The organism is Croceivirga thetidis (genome assembly GCF_012272815.1).
Lineage (GTDB): Bacteria > Bacteroidota > Bacteroidia > Flavobacteriales > Flavobacteriaceae > Croceivirga > Croceivirga thetidis.
The window spans coordinates 1,511,486-1,529,478 of record NZ_JAAWWL010000002.1 but is presented as its reverse complement, the minus strand read 5'-3'; the positions used below and the strand labels follow the sequence as shown (position 1 = coordinate 1,529,478).

Annotated in this window: 17 protein-coding genes; 11 read left to right on the top strand and 6 right to left on the bottom strand. The window is 39.5% G+C overall.

Annotation, left to right across the window (positions count from 1 at the left end):
* The first annotated feature begins 20 nt into the window (after positions 1-20).
* Both HCU67_RS14540 and HCU67_RS14535 read left to right on the top strand, forming a co-directional pair.
* Positions 21-2,459, top strand: coding sequence for a T9SS type B sorting domain-containing protein (locus HCU67_RS14540; RefSeq protein WP_168553318.1), 2,439 nt, complete (start codon positions 21-23; stop codon positions 2,457-2,459).
* Positions 2,460-2,503: 44 nt separating this feature from the next.
* Entirely contained in the window at positions 2,504-3,136 is a 633-nt protein-coding gene (locus HCU67_RS14535) for a 7-carboxy-7-deazaguanine synthase QueE (protein ID WP_168553317.1), read from the top strand.
* Here the strand turns inward: HCU67_RS14535 and HCU67_RS14530 are convergent.
* Both HCU67_RS14530 and HCU67_RS14525 read right to left on the bottom strand, forming a co-directional pair.
* On the bottom strand, positions 3,123-4,091 hold the full coding sequence (locus HCU67_RS14530; protein ID WP_168553316.1) for a hypothetical protein: 969 nt from the start codon (positions 4,089-4,091) through the stop codon (positions 3,123-3,125). The two genes, HCU67_RS14535 and HCU67_RS14530, sit on opposite strands and share 14 nt — an antisense overlap.
* A gap of 42 nt (positions 4,092-4,133) precedes the next feature.
* Complete coding sequence (locus HCU67_RS14525; protein ID WP_168553315.1) at positions 4,134-4,847, bottom strand: class I SAM-dependent methyltransferase; 714 nt, start codon at positions 4,845-4,847, stop codon at positions 4,134-4,136.
* Positions 4,848-4,884: 37 nt separating this feature from the next.
* Here HCU67_RS14525 and HCU67_RS14520 point away from each other — a divergent pair, with 37 nt between their 5' ends.
* The 3 genes from HCU67_RS14520 to HCU67_RS14510 are packed head-to-tail and all read left to right on the top strand — an operon-like array spanning position 4,885 to position 6,756.
* The gene (locus tag HCU67_RS14520) at positions 4,885-5,403 is read left to right on the top strand and encodes a DUF2059 domain-containing protein (protein WP_168553314.1); all 519 of its coding nucleotides are present in this window, start codon (positions 4,885-4,887) and stop codon (positions 5,401-5,403) included.
* Positions 5,400-5,897 (top strand): YkgJ family cysteine cluster protein, encoded by a 498-nt coding sequence (locus HCU67_RS14515; protein WP_168553313.1) that lies wholly within the window; start codon positions 5,400-5,402, stop codon positions 5,895-5,897. Before HCU67_RS14520 ends, HCU67_RS14515 begins: the two co-directional genes overlap by 4 nt.
* A 25-nt stretch (positions 5,898-5,922) precedes the next feature.
* Positions 5,923-6,756, top strand: coding sequence for a sterol desaturase family protein (locus tag HCU67_RS14510; protein WP_168553312.1), 834 nt, complete (start codon positions 5,923-5,925; stop codon positions 6,754-6,756).
* On the opposite strand, the gene HCU67_RS14505 is transcribed toward HCU67_RS14510, so the two are convergent.
* Entirely contained in the window at positions 6,747-7,985 is a 1,239-nt protein-coding gene (locus HCU67_RS14505) for an exo-beta-N-acetylmuramidase NamZ family protein (protein WP_168553311.1), read from the bottom strand. The two genes, HCU67_RS14510 and HCU67_RS14505, sit on opposite strands and share 10 nt — an antisense overlap.
* A gap of 3 nt (positions 7,986-7,988) precedes the next feature.
* On the opposite strand from HCU67_RS14505, the gene HCU67_RS14500 reads away from it, so the two are divergent.
* The 3 genes from HCU67_RS14500 to HCU67_RS14490 all read left to right on the top strand — a co-directional run bounded on the left by HCU67_RS14500 (position 7,989) and on the right by HCU67_RS14490 (position 11,096).
* Complete coding sequence (locus HCU67_RS14500) at positions 7,989-9,230, top strand: ABC transporter permease (RefSeq protein WP_168553310.1); 1,242 nt, start codon at positions 7,989-7,991, stop codon at positions 9,228-9,230.
* Between the two features lie 61 nt (positions 9,231-9,291).
* Positions 9,292-10,272 carry a PLP-dependent cysteine synthase family protein gene (locus HCU67_RS14495; protein ID WP_168553309.1) on the top strand — a complete coding sequence of 327 codons (981 nt, stop codon included), beginning with the start codon at positions 9,292-9,294 and terminating at the stop codon, positions 10,270-10,272.
* A 44-nt stretch (positions 10,273-10,316) separates the two neighbouring features.
* Positions 10,317-11,096: an aldose epimerase family protein gene (locus HCU67_RS14490; RefSeq protein WP_168553308.1), complete on the top strand. Its 780-nt coding sequence runs from the start codon at positions 10,317-10,319 to the stop codon at positions 11,094-11,096.
* Here HCU67_RS14490 and HCU67_RS14485 read toward each other — a convergent pair.
* Positions 11,093-12,568, bottom strand: coding sequence for a helix-turn-helix domain-containing protein (locus HCU67_RS14485; RefSeq protein WP_168553307.1), 1,476 nt, complete (start codon positions 12,566-12,568; stop codon positions 11,093-11,095). The two genes, HCU67_RS14490 and HCU67_RS14485, sit on opposite strands and share 4 nt — an antisense overlap.
* 126 nt (positions 12,569-12,694) lie before the next feature.
* Here HCU67_RS14485 and aceB point away from each other — a divergent pair, with 126 nt between their 5' ends.
* The 3 genes from aceB (at position 12,695) to HCU67_RS16540 (ending at position 16,019) form a co-directional block, all read left to right on the top strand.
* Positions 12,695-14,293: a malate synthase A gene (gene aceB, locus HCU67_RS14480; protein WP_168553306.1), complete on the top strand. Its 1,599-nt coding sequence runs from the start codon at positions 12,695-12,697 to the stop codon at positions 14,291-14,293.
* Positions 14,294-14,386: 93 nt separating this feature from the next.
* Positions 14,387-15,664, top strand: coding sequence for an isocitrate lyase (gene aceA, locus HCU67_RS14475; RefSeq protein WP_168553305.1), 1,278 nt, complete (start codon positions 14,387-14,389; stop codon positions 15,662-15,664).
* A gap of 205 nt (positions 15,665-15,869) precedes the next feature.
* Entirely contained in the window at positions 15,870-16,019 is a 150-nt protein-coding gene (locus HCU67_RS16540) for a hypothetical protein (protein WP_246865791.1), read from the top strand.
* Positions 16,020-16,118: 99 nt separating this feature from the next.
* Here HCU67_RS16540 and HCU67_RS14470 read toward each other — a convergent pair whose 3' ends face one another.
* Both HCU67_RS14470 and HCU67_RS14465 read right to left on the bottom strand, forming a co-directional pair.
* Positions 16,119-16,895 carry a LytR/AlgR family response regulator transcription factor gene (locus HCU67_RS14470; protein ID WP_168553304.1) on the bottom strand — a complete coding sequence of 259 codons (777 nt, stop codon included), beginning with the start codon at positions 16,893-16,895 and terminating at the stop codon, positions 16,119-16,121.
* 15 nt (positions 16,896-16,910) lie between these two features.
* Positions 16,911-17,993 carry a sensor histidine kinase gene (locus HCU67_RS14465; RefSeq protein WP_168553303.1) on the bottom strand — a complete coding sequence of 361 codons (1,083 nt, stop codon included), beginning with the start codon at positions 17,991-17,993 and terminating at the stop codon, positions 16,911-16,913.

Sequence of the window (17,993 nt, the reverse complement as noted above, 5' to 3'; positions counted from 1 at the left end):
TTTTTCAAATGCAAGGGGGATTGGCTCAAACAAATGCCCCTCCTGTGGTTTCGGCCCAAGGAGATTTTGTCTACTGCCCGCAATCTCAACTAAATGTTGTTTCTTCATTTTCCATAGAAGACCCAGATGATACTGAAATAGAAGCCTTTTTTGTACAAATATCGGTTGGGTATCAGCGACAATTTGACCTTCTTAGCCTCTCGGGCTCACATCCGAATATCACAACCAGTTGGAATGCCGTTGAAGGAAAATTGACCTTAAGAGGTGTCGGCGGAGGTCCGGTCAATTATACGGATTTAATACCAGCAGTTTACGATATTGTTTTTGAAAGCACTTCTGAAAATCCAACTCAAGAAAAACAGTTTTCCTTAACCATTGGTGAAGCAAATTTTCTACCAAAAACCGGCCATTATTATGAATACGTTCCAAATTTTGGAATTACTTGGCAAGATGCCAGAGCCCAGGCTGAATCGAGAACCTATTTCGGTCTCAGAGGTTATCTGGCAACAATAACCTCGCGTGAAGAGGCTCAACTTTCAGGCGAACAGGCGGCTGGCGCGGGATGGATAGGGGGCAGTGATCGAGATGCTGAAGGAAGTTGGCGGTGGATGACTGGCCCAGAAGCGGGGACCGTATTTTGGAATGGAGGCATTAATGGAACTACTCCTAATTTCGCCTTTTGGAATACCTCTGAGCCCAACAACTGTTGTGGTGGCGAACACTATGCACATGTTACTAGTCCCAATGTAGGTGTACCAGGCACATGGAATGATCTAAGTAATCAAGGAGCAGATTCTGGGGATTATCAACCCAAAGGGTATATCGTGGAATACGGCGGATTTCCTGATGATCCAGATTTGCAATTATCGGCGAGTACTAGACTAACAGTCCCTTTTATTTCTTCAGCAAGAAGAAATAGTAGTTGTGGTAGTGGTAGTATAGCGCTTGAGGCCGAAACATCTCAAGGTGACGTTCTTTGGTTTGATGCTCCCGAAGGTGGGAACTTGTTATACACAGGCAACGTTTTCAATACACCTGTTTTAGATGAAACAACCTCCTATTATGTCGTAGCCTCTGTGAATGGGTGCACTGAAGGAAAGCGTACCGAAATATTGGCAACAGTAAATCCCTTGCCGATAGTAGAACAGGTTTTTTTGTTTGGTAATTGTGATGAAGATGGAAATCCCGATGGGATTGTGGATTTCAATCTGAATGAAGCTACTTCTATCATAACCATGGGAGACGATGAATTATTGGTTTCGTATCATCTGAATATTAATGATGCCCAAATGGCAATAAATCAAATAGACGCTTCCCCATTTTCAAATGCCATATCGAATACGGTATACGCTAGGGCAGAGAATAGCTTTGGCTGTTATGCAACTTCAACAATCAATTTAAATGTTTCAACTACATCCTTCCCGTCAAATTTTGTTGCCGAAATTGAAGTATGTGATTTAGATGAACCGGATGGTGTCTATGAATTTGATTTGGAATCGATTGAAGAAGATTTATTGGCATTATTCCCTACCGGTCAGTCTTTAAATGCCAGTTTTTTCAGGAGTGCCGAAAATGCGGTGTTAGAAGAAGAGGAAATTGATAATACTAACTTTTTTAGAAATGAGTCTCCATTTTCGCAAACTCTTTTTGTTCGTATTGAGAGTGAAGTCGACGGTTCTTGTTTTGGAATTGGACCACATGTTCGCTTAGAGGTTTTGCCTTTGGTCGATTTTAATTTGCCCAATGAAATTCAAATTTGTGAGGGTTTTCCAGAGACAGTTGAAATTACAAATGCCCAAGGAGATTATTTATTTGGTTGGGTTGATTCCAATGGTACTGTAATCAGTAATGAAAGTTTTGCAACGCTGAGCTCTGAAGGTACTTATACCGTTACAGCGATTTCAGCGGACGGGTGTATTTCTCCTTCAAAATCAATCTCAGTTACTGTTTCAGCCGCTCCGAAACTAAGTTTAGACGTCGTTTCAACAGCCTTCGAAAATGGGGAGAACAATATATTGATTCAATCTCAAAACCTTGGTTTGGGAGACTATGAATTCGCTTTGGACAATCCATTTGGGCCATTTCAGGATGCACCCATTTTTAACGATGTACTGCCAGGAATCCATACGGTCTACGCCGTAGATAAAAATGGTTGTGGAGGCGATGCCTTTGAAATTGGGGTTATTGGAATCTCAAATTTTATTACACCTAATGCCGATGGAGAGAACGATGTTCTTGAGGTTCTTGGTGTTACGCCCGAAATCTATCAAAGCGCTTCTTTACGAATTTTTGATAGGTATGGAAAGTTATTGAAACAGCTGGACGGATTTTCAAGTAGTTGGGACGGTTTGTATCAGAATCAGCAGTTGCCCTCATCTGATTATTGGTATATACTCGAGGTTGTTGATTTAAAAGGGTTACCCCAGAGACGCTCCGGTAATTTCACCTTGAAGCGTTAATGGTAACCATTTCACAACCCGTTTGGTAAGCGTATCTTTGACCCATGGCGCTGAACGAAACAATGAACTTAGTTGAGAAGGGTTTAATGCTTCCGCTTATGGAGGAATTCTACACCATTCAAGGCGAGGGTTTTCACAAAGGAACCGCGGCTTATTTCATTCGAATCGGGGGATGTGATGTGGGCTGTCATTGGTGTGATGTTAAGGAAAGTTGGGATGCGGAAAAGCATCCACCTACTGCAATAGAGCATATCATAGACAACGCTTCCAAGTATTCAGATACCATTGTTATTACAGGGGGTGAGCCTTTGACATGGGATATGGGACCTTTGACAATAGGCTTGAAAGCAAAAAACTTACAAACGCATATTGAAACCTCAGGGGCCTATCCGTTAACAGGGGTGTGGGATTGGATTTGTCTTTCACCAAAAAAGTTGAAACTTCCGTTTGGGGATATTCATCAAAAAGCAAACGAACTCAAGGTAATCGTTTATAACAAAAGCGATTTCAACTTCGCTGAAGAACATGCGTCAAAAGTAGGGGAAGACTGTGTTTTGTATTTGCAGCCCGAATGGAGCGTAAGAGATAAGGTAACGCCCTTGATTGTTGATTATGTAATGCAGAATCCAAAATGGAAGGTCTCATTACAAACCCATAAATACCTTAATATCCCTTAGCCGAGTTGCTTGTTATCCTAGCCCCAATGGCTTCAATATCCAATCGGCATTCAGTATCAATAATTGGTGGCGCAACCAAGCCTTTAGAGACCCTTGATTCCAGTGTTTTTATAAATTGACTCGCCGATACTTGACATGATGGATTGTGAAGATTTTGAATTCTATTCGCCGCAAAACTTTTGGCAGCGGTAAATTGTAATTCTGCCCGCATCAGACATCCATCTACATTACAATGATTATTACCAATAACTTCATTGTTTTCGTCTGTAGTGGTTTCTTCATGGTCATTGATTGTAGGAGTACCAAGGTTAACCAATCCAAAAAGATGTCCAAACTCATGGTTCAAAGTAGCCGTTTCTAAATCAGCAAGGGTTATCAGTGCGCTTCGGTTGGCTAAAGAACGAATTGTTGACTCGAAAATGACCATTGAAGTGTTTCTGTAAACGGCACCTAATGTGACCAAACCTTCATCTTCCTCATCATCATCAGAAGGTGAATCCGCGAAATAAATATAAATCGCGAGGGTTCTGCCGTCATTGTAACTGGTTCTGTTATCTATTTCAAATTCGGAGATTTCCGAAAGGGTTAAAGTTTCTTCATCAGGGGAGCCTAGCTCTAAGAAATTGATGGTTATATCTTCCTTAAAAGTGAGCTCTCTTAAATATTCTTCAAAAGCATCCATAGCCGCCTGGGTAGGTCTAAAACCTGTTACATGGGCAATTTGTACCACCAACCTATCAAAATCAGCGTTGGAAACAATATCAGCACCAGATGAACCCGTAGCTTGAAAATTCTCAGGAAAATCCTGTCTCGGATCCCCGGTAGTGCCGGTTTGCCCCCCATTGTCATCTGTAGTTGTCGGTGTGTCATCTACAGGGTCCCCGCTTGAGTCACTGGAACAAGCAAAAGAAACCAGTAGTAAAAGTCCAAAACTAAAGCGAACTAACTTTTTCATAAAATTCATTTTAAACTAAACGCAAACAGTACTTTAATCGTATTATGTTAAGGTAAGTTTAGCCAAATAGTCGTAATGTTCACCCTGAACCAACAGTTCAGTTTTAAATCCGCATCTGGCAGCGTATTCGTTCAAGGTTGAATAATCTAAATAAAGCCAATCAAAAATTGGGCCTTTTTCACCTTTATATTCCATTTGAAATTCTACTTCACCATAATAATCTACGTTTCTTGGAACCCAGTGCCCACCATCATTTTCATCAATTTCGAACATGTAAATAATATCACTTGAGTCTAAAAGTATTTGACCATTGGGTTTCATTAGAGATTTCAAGTGATTTAGAAAGTCTTTCAATTTTTGAAGCTGGCCGACAATTCCAATCCCGTTCATAAGCAGTAGTAAGGTGTCATAACCATTTTGTTTAAACTCAAGTATCTCAGAAAGCACTGTTGTTTCAAGACCTCTTTTTTGACAAACTTCAATGGCCCCTTTAGAAGAGTCCAAGGCGGTAACATTTAGACCGATTTCTTGAAGCCATAAGCTATGACTGCCTGAACCACACCCTATATCCAAAATATTTCCATAACAAATTTCCAATGCCCTTTGTTCTATTAAGGGCATGTCTTTGAAGTTGCGGAACAAATACGGCAGGGGCAAAACATCTTCTTCTTCCAATGAAGAATGGGTGATGATATCTTGGTCATAATGGCCCTCAAAATAGTCGACAAGGGCCTTGCCCAAAATATCGAACGGCATAATCTTTGTACTTTACAGCTCAAATAACACTAACAAAATGAAACTAGTCAAATTAATTCCAGTATTTCTGTTATTGGCAGGCATTCACTTGCAGGCGCAGAGCCCAGAATTGGTTGATTTGGTCAATTCTTATTTAGATGCCAATGGCTCGACGAAACAATATTCTGATGCCTATGACGAACTGCTAAATTTAATGGAGCGACAATTTCCAAAATCTGATAAGAATAGCAATGGATGGTTATATCTGGAACGAAATAAGACAAAAGCGATATTTGAAATTAAAGATATGTTGACCGCAGTTTATCTTGACAATTTTTCTGAAAAAGAATTACGCGGTATGAGTAACTTTTACGCATCTGAGACGGGTAAACAGTTAGTAACGGATAAAGACAAATTATCAGAATCCCAAAAGGCAGAAATAAAGGACTTTTATGATTCTGATGTTGGTTTATCCTTGACCTCAAAACAAATGGCACTGACCGAAGAAATACAGGCTGTTTCTGAATTATGGAGTCGTGACCTTTATCAAACGGCATCCTTACTGCTAAAAGAATGACAACAGATGAGCTACATTCTCTGCCACAAAAGGCTGCAGAGAAAAAAAACGAAAACAAAAAGTTTTTTTCCAAACTCAAAAAGAGGCCGCCGAAAAACCTCGATTATGTAATGCAAGAATTACATTCAGCCGAGTTCGCTGTTACGGACTGCCTTACATGTGCCAATTGTTGTAAAACCACAGGTCCGCTTTTTACCAATGCTGATATTGAACGTATAGCCAAACATTTTAGAATGAAACCTTCCGTGTTTATCGAATCCTACCTGCGAGTTGATGAAGATGGCGACCATGTTTTACAATCGGTACCATGTTCCTTTCTAGGGGCTGATAACTATTGTTCGATTTACGATGTACGCCCAAAAGCTTGCCGTGAATATCCCCATACCAACAGAAAAAAATTCCATCAAATTTCGAACTTGACCTTGAAGAACATGGAAATTTGTCCGGCTGCCTACAATATTGTTGAAGCGATGAAGAATCGCATTGCTTTATAGCATCTGTAATTTGTATTTTTAAGCTATGGAAGCGATAATGCAGTTTTTTGAAACAATTGGACCAATACCACGTGCACTCATTTTAGTCGGAGGAATTACCTTTTTTTGGATTTTAGAAGGTATTGTACCCTTGTTCAATGTTCGCTATAAAAAGTGGAAGCACGCTATTCCCAATTTCTTTTTTACGCTGACAACCATTATTGTAAATTTTCCGTTGGCATTTTTATTGTTAAGTACTTCGGATTGGACGGTTGCAAACGAGTTTGGTATAATAAACTGGCTGCCAGAAATGCCACTTTGGTTATATGTGGTTTTGGGTGTGCTGTTATTGGATTTGATAGGGGCTTACACGGCACATTTAGTTGAGCATAAGGTAAAGCCATTATGGATGGTACACCTTGTGCATCATACCGACCATAATGTTGATACCACAACGGCTAATCGGCATCATCCTTTGGAGAGTCTGATTCGTTACACCTTTACACTAATTGGGGTTTTTGTGGTTGGGGCACCAATAGGAATCATAATGCTTTATCAAAGTTTATCAGTGGTGCTGTCACAATTTAATCACGCCAATATTCAGCTGCCAAGAAAACTAGATAAGGCCTTAAGTTGGGTTATTGTTTCACCCGATATGCATAAAGTACATCATCATTACGTGCTCCCCTATACAGATAGCAATTATGGGAACATTTTTTCCATTTGGGATAGACTTTTTGGCACTTACATGGAACTCGAACCTGAAAAAATCACTTATGGGGTAGATACTTTTCCTGATGAGAAGGAAAATGCAAGTATTTTAGGTTTGCTGAAACAACCTTTTCATAAATACCGCAAGCCTACAACCGGTCAATCGTAGATAAGGTAATTCTTCCGAATCTTTTTAAAAGCCTCTAAATCTTCTTGCCAAGTAGCTTTGATCTCTTGTTCTGAAAGACCCGCTTCGATTTGTTGCTGTAGTCTTTCATTTCCTGCGTGCCTTGTAAATCCCGAAGTATTAAAAAATTTCGATTTGTCAATCGAGTTTCGGTAGGCATCCATGACCCATTTTAAAGAAAACGAACTCATTTTGGGGTGTTTCGAAAGATCTTTTCCAAAAACTTTTTTCCCCTCTTCTTTTGGGTATTTGCTGCCAAAATTGGGTTTGGGCCAGTAGTTGAAATCGTATTGGGTACTATCAAGAAAAGAGGCACCATAGCGTTGAAATTGAAATTCCGTGCCACGCCCGGCATTGATATTGGTTCCTTCAAAAAGTCCCAGACTAGGATATAAGTTAATAGCCGTGTCGTTCGGCAAATTAGGGGAGGGTCGAATTGGTAATGAATAAAAAGAACTATGAGTGTAGTTCTCCAATTCGATTATGTTCAATTCCACTTTGAGGTCTGCTCCAAGCCAACCTTCTTCATTCAGCATTTTTGCATACTCCCCAATCGTCATGCCGTAAACCAATGGAATCTCTGTCATTCCTAAAAATGAAGTGTGTTCAGCTTCCATTGTTGGTCCGTCTACATAATGAGCGTTAGGGTTTGGTCTATCTAAAACAACAACCGGAATATCTGCTTCGGCAGCAGCTTCCATAACCAATTGCAATGTGGCGATATAGGTGTAAAATCGAACACCAACATCTTGAATGTCAAAAAGTATTACATCTAAATCACGAAGTTGTTCGGCAGTTGGCTTTCTGTTTTTACCATGAAGTGAGCGTATTGGTAATCCTGTTTTTTCATCCAACCCATCATTGACGGTTTCTCCGGCATCAGCTTGGCCTCGAAAACCATGTTCGGGAGCGAAAACTTTTTTTATGTCCATGTTCAAAGAAAGCAAGGAATCAACAAGATGAACGTATGTTGAATTTTCACCTGATGTTTTGAAGATTACCGATGTTTGATTGGCAACGATACCCACTCTTTTGTTCTTAATAAGTGGTACGTAAGAAGTTGTGCGGTTTGCTCCAACAACAACATCCTTTTTTTCTGCTTTGGAATTTGAAATTTGATCATTGGGATTTGCCTTGGGTTGCGGTATACAAGAAGCCAAACAAATACCTAGGCTTAAAACAGTACATTTGAAAACAGAAAAAATCGACATCAGTTGAACTTAGAGTATTTTATCGCTAAGCGATTGATTAAAGGTGGTGAAACTAAAAGTAGTATTTCTGCTCCAATCCTTAAAATCGCCATTGCCGCCATTGCTATTGGTCTTGTGATGATGCTTATAGCAATTGCATCAGGGGTTGGACTTAAAGAAAAAATACGGGAGAAGGTTGCGGCCTTCAATGGTCATATTCAGATACAGAATTATGACAATAACAATTCAGATGTTTCAACAGTTCCACTGCCCATAACACAAGATTTTTATCCGGAATTTCCTGATGTTGAAGGTATTGAGCGTATTCAGGCAGTCGCAACCAAAGGCGGAATTATACGTACCGAAGATACTTTTGAAGGTATGCTTGCAAAGGGAGTGGGAACGGATTATAACTGGAGGTATTTCGAAGATTTTTTGGTTGAAGGTGCGTTGCCGAATTTTTCAGGGGATTTGAATGATGAGGTTTTAATTTCAAGTCTTAAGGCCAATTTACTTCAGCTAGGTGTTGGCGATTCATTCTATGCTGTTTTTCTAAAGGATAACGACCCAAATAAGCTCCCAAACAATAGGAGGTTTAAAGTGGTGGGCATTTATGATAGCGGTTTTGAAGAGTTTGATAGGGATATCATTTTCGTTGATCTTCGGCACATTCAACGAATGAACAAATGGGAGTCCACGGAAGTAGGGCATTTCGAAGTTTTTTTAGAGGATTTTGATGATTTGGAAGCTAAATCAAATGAGATTTATGGCAAGACCCAATCAAATCTTGATACTCGAAATATCAAATCGGAGTATTACCAAATTTTTGAATGGATTGGACTCTTTGATTTCAATATCGCCCTAATTATCGGAATTATGATTATCGTTGGTGGCATCAATATGATAACGGCATTGCTTGTGCTGATTCTTGAGCGCACACAGATGATTGGGGTTCTAAAAGCATTAGGTTCTTCAAATTGGAGTATTCGAAAAGTTTTCATTTACAACGGGGCTTACCTTATTTCATTGGGGTTGTTCTGGGGAAACATAATCGGATTGGGTTTGATTTTTCTACAATCAAAATATCGCTTTTTGAAATTTCCCAACCCAGAAGAGTATTACATTGAATACATACCCATGCAAGTAAATGTGCCAACAATTATAGTACTGAATCTGGGTGTTTTGATGCTGTGTACGTTAATGTTACTGGTGCCATCCTATGCCATTTCAAAAATTGCTCCTGTTAAGGCCATTAAGTTTGAATAGTACGAGAATCTAAGATAGAAGTAAGTCAGTTATCCATAAGCAAAGCATTAAATTTGCAGTGATGGAATACGCTGAAAATATATTGGGGACAATCGGTAAAACCCCTTTGGTGAAATTGAACAAACTTACCGCTGAACTACCTTGTTTGGTCCTAGCTAAATACGAAACTTTTAATCCCGGAAATTCGGTAAAGGATCGCATGGCCTTGCAAATGGTTGAGGACGCTGAAGCTGATGGAAGACTCAAACCAGGTGGTACCATAGTCGAAGGTACTTCAGGTAATACAGGTATGGGTTTGGCCCTAGCGGCAATTGTTAAGGGCTATAAGATGATTTGTGTAACCACGGACAAACAATCCAAAGAGAAAGTCGATATTCTAAAGGCGGTAGGCAGTGAGGTTCATGTTTGCCCGACCGATGTTGCCCCTGAAGACCCAAGGAGTTACTATTCCACTGCAAAAAGATTAGGTGAGGAGACACCAAATGCATGGTATGTAAACCAATATGACAATCCTTCAAACACCAAAGGTCATTACTTAAGTACTGGGCCAGAAATTTGGGAACAAACCGATGGCAAGGTTACCCACTTCGTTGTTGGTGTAGGAACTGGCGGAACCATCTCAGGGGTTGGTAAATACTTAAAGGAGCAAAACCCTAACGTAAAAGTTTGGGGCGTAGATACCTATGGTTCGGTTTTCAAAAAATACCATGAAACAGGGATTTTTGATGAGAAGGAGATTTATCCCTATGTGACCGAAGGAATTGGTGAAGATATACTTCCGAAGAATGTAAACTTTGATATTATCGATGGTTTTACCAAGGTTACGGACAAAGATGCCGCAGTTTATACCCAACGTTTATCCAAGGAAGAAGGTATGTTTTTGGGCAACTCAGCTGGTGCTGCAATCAAAGGAGTTTTACAATTAAAAGAACATTTTGGTGAAGATGATGTTGTCGTCGTTCTTTTTCATGACCACGGTAGCCGCTATGTCGGAAAGATGTATAACGACGATTGGATGCGAAAAATGGGGTACATCGAATAAGATTACTTTTTTAAATATTTTAATCAAATCTTGGTAATTAACAAATGGTAGAACTTGTTTTAGAAAACCAAACGACGCGTATTGATGCAGGTGAACTTGTGGGCTATGTTGTAAATGCCAATGAATACATTCACCAGAAAGGAAGTCCTGGTTGGGGTAGTGCCGACACTGAAATGTTTCCAATCATTGGGCCAGTCAATGAGGCAGGTTTTCAAGTTCAGGTTTCAAGAGGCACCGCCATTCAAGACCAACACGGATTGTTACGGCAATTTCCATATGAGCTAATAGCGCAGACTACAACTTCTGCGATATTTAAAAAGGAATACAAGGCAGGTACACCAATAAAAAATTCAAAGTATCCTGAGAAATCTCCAAAGCAATGGCTGGTATGGCCCTTTAGTTTTTCATTTGAAAAAAGATTTAACTTGCTTGCAGATGGCCTTGAAATTTCGTTCACAATTTCAGGTGAACGAGATATGCCACTAATGTTGGGCTATCACCCAGCTTTTAAATTGCAAGCTGAAAATCCTACAATTAAAACATTTGAGAAAGAAATTTCGTTGGATGAGGTTTTGGCCGTTGGTAGTCGAGCTTTTGAGGTGGCCAATTGTGAGGAAATCACATTGGTAGACGAAAGAGAGCTAACCATATCAACTGAAGGTTTCGGAAATTTCATGTGTTGGACCGAAGTACGAAACATGGTTTGTATTGAACCAATTTCGTTTTATCCCTATGCTGTGGAACAACATAAACTTCACGAGGGATTTGAATATTTAGGAGATGAGCCTAAGGTATTTAAGGTGAAATTACACCCTCAGTTTTAACCGAACTTTTCGTAAAGACTATTAACGACTTGAGCTGTTTTTCGATTCTTTTCGAGTTTTGATAAAATTTTAGGAGGTCGCTGTCGTACCTCGCAGTTTTCTATATTACAGCGTTCACAGGTTACACCCACATCAATGGTTTTTAGTTTTGGGTCATCTAAAAACTTTACTTTTTTTCGAAGTTGGTCGTTTATCAGAAGTCCTAAACTAACGCTTCGGTATTCGCCATCTTTAAAAGGGTCTTTGGTTGCTGAGGCCATTATAAGGTAAGAAAGTCCATCGGAGGGGTAATGCGATATTTGAACATCCATATGGTGGTCTACCTTTGATTTCGAAATTTCTTGCAGCACCCGAATGGAAACCCATCGGCGACAGTATTTTTCATCTATTTCATTACCATGGGGTGAATGCTGATGCGTTAAATGCAATTCCTTTGTAATGTCAAACCGGTCGCTGTCTTCTTTATGACTGAATCGAAGAAAGAAAAGATTTTCCAATAAATAATCGTTGGGCAGAATATTCGTTAAGCGCTGATACAGCGATTCTGGAGAGGCATTGTAATTGTTCTTTATGCCGGTTAAGAATGTTTTATCGAATTTTGGTTTCCCGAGAAATCTATCAATGTGTGTTTTGAGCAACTTACGCGGAATCAATAAGGCCCCTGCAAAATAAGAAGCGTAGAAATTATTGAGGACTTGGTCGAAATTCTCGAATTTAATCCAAGTAAACGTGTAGAGCCTTTCAGTAATTTTCAAGAAATTATAACCAATTTCTTTGGCATAGATAAAACTGCGCTGTGCCTCATCAATATGACCTGCAATCAAAAGGGTTTTCGTCTTTGGTATAAATACGGAACGAAGATTGTCTAACTCTTGATGTTTCCGTAAATCCTCATTGTTTATGGTATAACCATATTCTTCAATAAGGATTTCTTCTAGTTCCTTTGAAGAGACTGAGTTTTTTAAATCTATATGATAGCCCTTGGCGAAGTCTATTACTGCTTTTTCCAAATCAGGAAAAAAGTTGTTGTTGGCTTCTTGAAAAGAACGTACAGAAGCCAGGTAAAAACTTTCTCGGCCAAAGTTGTAGTGTTTGGCAATTTCTATGATGGTACTGATAAAGGCATTGACCTTGGTTGGTGCGTTGGCCACGATATCAATTAAATCACTCTCTTTTACTCCGAAAAGCTCAAGGGGCAACTCTTTTAAAATCTTTGATTGCAACAATTCACCTACTGGGGCTAGGTTCTTATCAAGCTTCAAGGAAACCATACTGTCGTAGGGTACTTCCAATTTCTCTGCAAGCAAGGCAATCTTATCAGTCTTGGGATATTTCTTCCCCTTTTCGATTTCGTTGAGATACGATTTTGAAAGGCCTGTCAGTTTTGAAAGGCCAAAAAGCGATAGCTCTTTTTTAAGTCGTTGCTGTTTGAGTTTAAGCCCAAAAACAAGTTTGATATAGTCCTCTTCCATTTTTCGCAAACAAAAGTACGATTATTTGCGAATTTCATAAAAATAGCGAAATAGTATAATTTAGCGAACGTTCGCTTGTTTTGTATTTGGTTTTGATCTAATCTTGTAACAACAAAACAATACGTCATGGAGGAATTATTAAATCGGGTGTTGAACCTACAGTTTTCAGAAGGGGTAATAAATTACTATCCTGAGTTATTGACCGATGAGGCCCTTGAGTTTTTAGTGGCGCTTCACACACGTTTCGATAAGGGACGACTACAATTATTGGAAGAACGTGATAGGCAGCAGTCTAGATTTGATTTGGGTATATTTCCTTCCTTTCCAGAGGAAACAAAATTTACAAGGGATGAGGATTGGCACGCGGCTTATATCCCTCAAGACCTAAGAGACCGTAGAGTGGAAATTACCGGACCGGTGGAACGCAAAATGGTAATTAATGCTCTCAATTCAGGCGCCAAAACCTTTATGGCCGACTTTGAGGATAGCAATTCACCTACTTGGGACAATTGCATGCAGGGTCAACAAAACTTATTGGATGCCAATAAGCGTACGATAAGTTATTACGACCCAAAGAAGGACAAGTCCTATTCCTTAAATAATGAGGTGGCCGTTCTCTTGGTTCGACCAAGGGGATTACACCTTAATGAACGCCATTTGATTATCAATGGAAAGGAAGCATCAGGTAGTTTAATAGACTTCGGACTATATGTATTCCATAACACTGAAGTTCTCCGTGCAAGACGTTCAGCACCCTATTTCTACCTTCCGAAATTGGAACACTATTTAGAGGCGAGATGGTGGGACGAGGTCTTTACCTTTACTGAAGAATACATGGGTATTCCCGTTGGTACTTTCAAAGCTACGGTACTAATAGAAACCATTACAGCTAGCTTTCAGCTGGATGAGATCATATATGAACTCAAGAACCACATTGTGGGCTTAAATTGTGGGCGATGGGATTACATTTTCTCTTACATCAAGAAATTCAGAAACCACAGGGAGTTCATTTTGCCCAATAGAGATCAGGTTACGATGACCGCACCATTTATGGATGCCTACTCCAGACTGGTTATTCAGCGCTGCCACAAAAGAGGTATTCATGCTATGGGCGGCATGGCTGCCCAAATTCCAATAAAAGATAATCCAACGGCAAATGCAGCTGCCTTGGAGAAAGTTAAGTTGGATAAGGAACGCGAGGTCAAAAATGGACATGATGGCACTTGGGTCGCACATCCTGCATTGGTTCAAATTGCAAAAACGGTATTTGATAAATACATGCAAGAAGAAAATCAGCTTGACGTGATGCGAGAGAACGATGCTATTTCTGAAGAGGATTTGATTTCTATTCCCGAAGGAACGATTACCGAAGAAGGGATTCGAAAAAACATCAATGTGGGTATTCTTTATTTAGAGGCCTGGTTGCGCGGAAATGGTTGCGTGGCACTATATAATTTAATGGAAGATGCGGCGACGGCCGAGATTTCAAGAACCCAGGTTTGGCAATGGCGTAAATATGAAGTTTTACTTGATGACCAACGCCGTTTTACCAATGATTTATACCAAAGGTTCTTTAATGAAGAAACCGAGAAAATACGTCACCTTGTTGGAGAGGGCAATATGCGAAACACCCAATTCGAAAAGGCCTTTGAGTTGTTTCATCAACTAGTGACCGACAGGGAATTCAAGGAGTTTTTAACCCTTGACGCTTATCAACAAATCTAATTAAGCTACGCTTTACAAATAATCATTAACAAAAAATCCCAAGCATGGGCGAACATAACTTGGGATGAAATTAAATTTCTAAAATTCAATAGTATGGAAAAAAAGGAGAAAATTCAAGAATTGGTTTCCGATTGGACGGTAAACCCTAGGTGGAAAGGTATTGAAAGACCGTATACTGCAGAAGAAGTGGTCACCTTGAGAGGCTCCTATAACATCGAATATTCAATTGCAAAAATGGGCGCTGAAAAGCTATGGAAGCAATTGAAAAGTCAAGATTTTGTAGCTGGTTTGGGAGCCCTGACAGGCAACCAAGCCATTCAAGAGGTAGAGGCTGGTCTGGAAGCTATTTATCTTAGTGGGTGGCAAGTGGCTGCTGATGCCAATTTAGCCGGTGAGATGTATCCTGACCAATCCTTGTATCCTGCGAATAGTGTTCCTATGGTGGTCAAACGGATTAATAATGCATTATTGCGTAGAGATCAGATACAGTCCGTAAACAAAGACGAAAATAAAAAGGACTATTTGGTACCAATTGTTGCCGATGCAGAGGCAGGCTTCGGGGGTAATTTAAATGCCTTTGAACTAATGAAATCCATGATTGAGAGTGGAGCGGCAGGGGTTCATTTTGAAGACCAATTGAGTTCTGCTAAAAAATGTGGGCATTTAGGTGGAAAGGTATTGGTGCCGACTCAAGAGGCGGTGAATAAGCTCGTTGCTGCACGTTTGGCTTCTGATGTTATGGGCGTACCCACCGTAATCATAGCTAGAACTGATGCCGATGCAGCCAATCTGTTGACCAGTGATATTGATGAAAGAGACCATAAGTTCATCACTGGGGAGCGTTCCCCTGAAGGGTTCTTTTATGTCAAAAATGGATTGGAGCAGGGTATTGATAGAGGATTGAGTTACGCACCCTTTGCCGACTTGATCTGGTTGGAGACTTCCACCCCTGATTTGACCGAGGCGCGAAAATTTGCTGAAGCCATTCATGCGGTTTATCCCAACAAAATGTTGGCCTATAACTGCTCCCCGTCCTTCAATTGGGCAGCAAAATTATCAGAGAAGGAAATGGAAACATTCCGCGAGGAATTGGCAGCTATGGGGTATAAATTCCAGTTTATTACCCTTGCAGGATTCCATGCTTTGAATACCAGTATGTTCGAGTTGTCAAAATCTTATAAGGAAAGGGGTATGGCCGGTTATTCAGAATTGCAGCAACGTGAATTTGCACTGCAAAAAGATGGCTTCAATGCCGTGAAACATCAGGGCTTTGTCGGAACCTCTTATTTTGACAGTGTTCAAAATATTGTCACTTCAGGAACGGCAAGTACTGTAGCTATGAAAGGTAGCACAGAGACTGCCCAATTTTAAAAACCTTCGATTTCTAGTTGGTTTGGTTTTTTGCTAAGAAAGGCCCTCTTTTTATTGAAGAGGGCTTTTTACTGAAACATTAAACAAAACCGTTAAAAAAATCACAATTTTTTTAACATTTGAACCTATTTATTGGCTATATTTGAGTAAAAGTTATTACGAGTAGCACTAAATGTTCAAAGATTTTATTGAAAGAGTAGGGGTGATGAATTGCGTATTACTCCTGGTGGTGGTTTCAATCATCATCGTCTCTGAAGTACTTTTCCTAAGAGGAAACAAGATGGACGCCATTTTTATCGCGTTCTGGGCACCGACCATTTTAGGTTTTATGAATTACCTTAAGCATAGAGATTAATGGAATTTATCTTAGTGTACTCGATTTTAGTCTCCCTAATATTTGTTATTTGGTTGGTATTTGTTGCTCGTATGTACCGTAAAATGAAGAAAAAATAGCCTACCCTAGGCCCTTTAACCAACCCTTAAATTCCTTTACGCGGTTACGACTTACCAAAAGGTCAAAATCCATGTCATTTACCAAAAAGACCTTAAGTCTACTGTTGAAATAGTCTTCGACCGATTTAATGGCATCAATGTTGATCATGGCCTTTCTATTGATTCTGAAAAATACATTGGGGTCAATCAAATCTTCCAGTCGTTCCAGTGTAAAATCAATTGCGAATAGTTCACCATTGCGATGGGCCAAATAGCTTTGGCCATCTTCAGAATAGAAACAGATAACATCAATGATGTCGACAATTTCTTGGTGGTTGTTTTTCCGAATCAAAAACCGTTTTTTGTAGCGTGGTTCTTTTAACGACTTCATCATCGAATCGATTCGTGCCAAGTAAGAATCCTCGTCTTCCCTGCGAATTTCAAGAAACTTCTCGAGCGCATTTTTTACATCCTCGCTATTGGTTGGCTTTAACAAATAATCAATGCTGTTGTATTTAAAGGCCTTGATGGCATAATTGTCGTAGGTGGTACAAAAGATAATCGGTGTTTTCAACTCCACTTCGCTCAACAAGTCGAAACAATTGCCATCGCCTAGATGAATGTCCATGAATATTAAATCAATTTCCGGAGCACTTTCAAAAAAGAGTACGGCATCTGAAACACTATCCAGTTCTTTGATTATCTCAAATGGAATATCGGTTGATTTAAGTTGCTTTCTTAAATAGGCGTTGGATACAGGTTCGTCCTCTACCAACACTAATTTTAGCGGTCGATTCATACGCAATTTTGACATTTATCGATTGGCCAATACTTTTCTCCTTTTCTTTGTCTTCGTCCCCAATAGAGGAAGCTTCAGCACAAAAGTATTCTGATTCTCTTCAACTATGATTGCTTTATCCGAGAGCAATTTATATTGTTCCGAAATATTTTTCAACCCAAAACCCTCCTGATTTTTATCCAGTTTTTTTAGTTGAAGACTGTTTTCAACGATAAGATACTCATTATCAGTAAATACTCTAATCGTGAGTGGCTTTTTGTTTGAAATTACATTATGCTTGATAGCATTTTCTACAGCTACCTGTAAGGAAAAAGGTACAATCATCCGTTTTAAGTCTTCCTTACTAACTTCAAAATCTACGTTTAAATTGTTTCCAAAACGTTCGTTTACCAGTTCTGAATATACTTTTGTACTGTAAATCTCTTCCTTGAGTTCAATTAAATTTTGACTATTGTTTTGCAGTAATCCTTTATAAACTTCAGAAAGTTTGTAGACGTACTTCTTAGCCCTTTCACTATCAGTGTCGATTAAATGTAAGATGGTGGTCAAGGAATTAAAAAGGAAGTGTGGGTCCATTTGATTTTTAAAGACCATCAATTCGGCGCTGGACTTTTCCTTTAAAAGTTTTTCTTCTTTAATGTGAGTGTCCTTCAACTCGACAAACAAATGCAATCCTTCATAAACACCAATATCAACAAAAAAGGTAATTATGCCAGTTATGATTTGCACAGCCACCAATGGCTCAGTGAATTGTTCATATTCCCAACTAAAATATGGTTGTACAAGATAAATGTAGAAGAAAGAAATAATGAAATACGGAATCAATAACAGCGGAATAATTAAGAACCGTTTTTTTTGATTTTTAAGGCCTGGAGATTTTTTTAGTAATACGAGATATAACCATCGTATGACCAGCCAGAGGGCAAGTACTACTAGAAACTCTCCGAACCATCGGGTAATGTATGGTTTAAAAGGTATCGTGAAAAAGGCCGAAGTGTAATATATTGCCATTACCGTATGGGTATTCAGCAATACGCCGATTATAACCAATAAACGGTCATCAAAGCCAAGGATTGGCTTTTGATTTTTAAATAACAT

What these genes read in the sequence shown, in the direction of transcription:
- HCU67_RS14535 (WP_168553317.1), top strand. Translation starts at nt 2,504, where the DNA reads ATGGCGCTGAACGAAACAATGAACTTAGTTGAGAAGGGTTTAATGCTT.
- HCU67_RS14530 (WP_168553316.1), bottom strand. Translation starts at nt 4,091, where the DNA reads ATGAAAAAGTTAGTTCGCTTTAGTTTTGGACTTTTACTACTGGTTTCT.
- HCU67_RS14525 (WP_168553315.1), bottom strand. Translation starts at nt 4,847, where the DNA reads ATGCCGTTCGATATTTTGGGCAAGGCCCTTGTCGACTATTTTGAGGGC.
- HCU67_RS14520 (WP_168553314.1), top strand. Translation starts at nt 4,885, where the DNA reads ATGAAACTAGTCAAATTAATTCCAGTATTTCTGTTATTGGCAGGCATT.
- HCU67_RS14515 (WP_168553313.1), top strand. Translation starts at nt 5,400, where the DNA reads ATGACAACAGATGAGCTACATTCTCTGCCACAAAAGGCTGCAGAGAAA.
- HCU67_RS14510 (WP_168553312.1), top strand. Translation starts at nt 5,923, where the DNA reads ATGGAAGCGATAATGCAGTTTTTTGAAACAATTGGACCAATACCACGT.
- HCU67_RS14505 (WP_168553311.1), bottom strand. Translation starts at nt 7,985, where the DNA reads ATGTCGATTTTTTCTGTTTTCAAATGTACTGTTTTAAGCCTAGGTATT.
- HCU67_RS14495 (WP_168553309.1), top strand. Translation starts at nt 9,292, where the DNA reads ATGGAATACGCTGAAAATATATTGGGGACAATCGGTAAAACCCCTTTG.
- HCU67_RS14490 (WP_168553308.1), top strand. Translation starts at nt 10,317, where the DNA reads ATGGTAGAACTTGTTTTAGAAAACCAAACGACGCGTATTGATGCAGGT.
- HCU67_RS14485 (WP_168553307.1), bottom strand. Translation starts at nt 12,568, where the DNA reads ATGGAAGAGGACTATATCAAACTTGTTTTTGGGCTTAAACTCAAACAG.
- aceB (WP_168553306.1), top strand. Translation starts at nt 12,695, where the DNA reads ATGGAGGAATTATTAAATCGGGTGTTGAACCTACAGTTTTCAGAAGGG.
- aceA (WP_168553305.1), top strand. Translation starts at nt 14,387, where the DNA reads ATGGAAAAAAAGGAGAAAATTCAAGAATTGGTTTCCGATTGGACGGTA.
- HCU67_RS16540 (WP_246865791.1), top strand. Translation starts at nt 15,870, where the DNA reads ATGAATTGCGTATTACTCCTGGTGGTGGTTTCAATCATCATCGTCTCT.
- HCU67_RS14470 (WP_168553304.1), bottom strand. Translation starts at nt 16,895, where the DNA reads ATGAATCGACCGCTAAAATTAGTGTTGGTAGAGGACGAACCTGTATCC.
- HCU67_RS14465 (WP_168553303.1), bottom strand. Translation starts at nt 17,993, where the DNA reads ATGTTATTTAAAAATCAAAAGCCAATCCTTGGCTTTGATGACCGTTTA.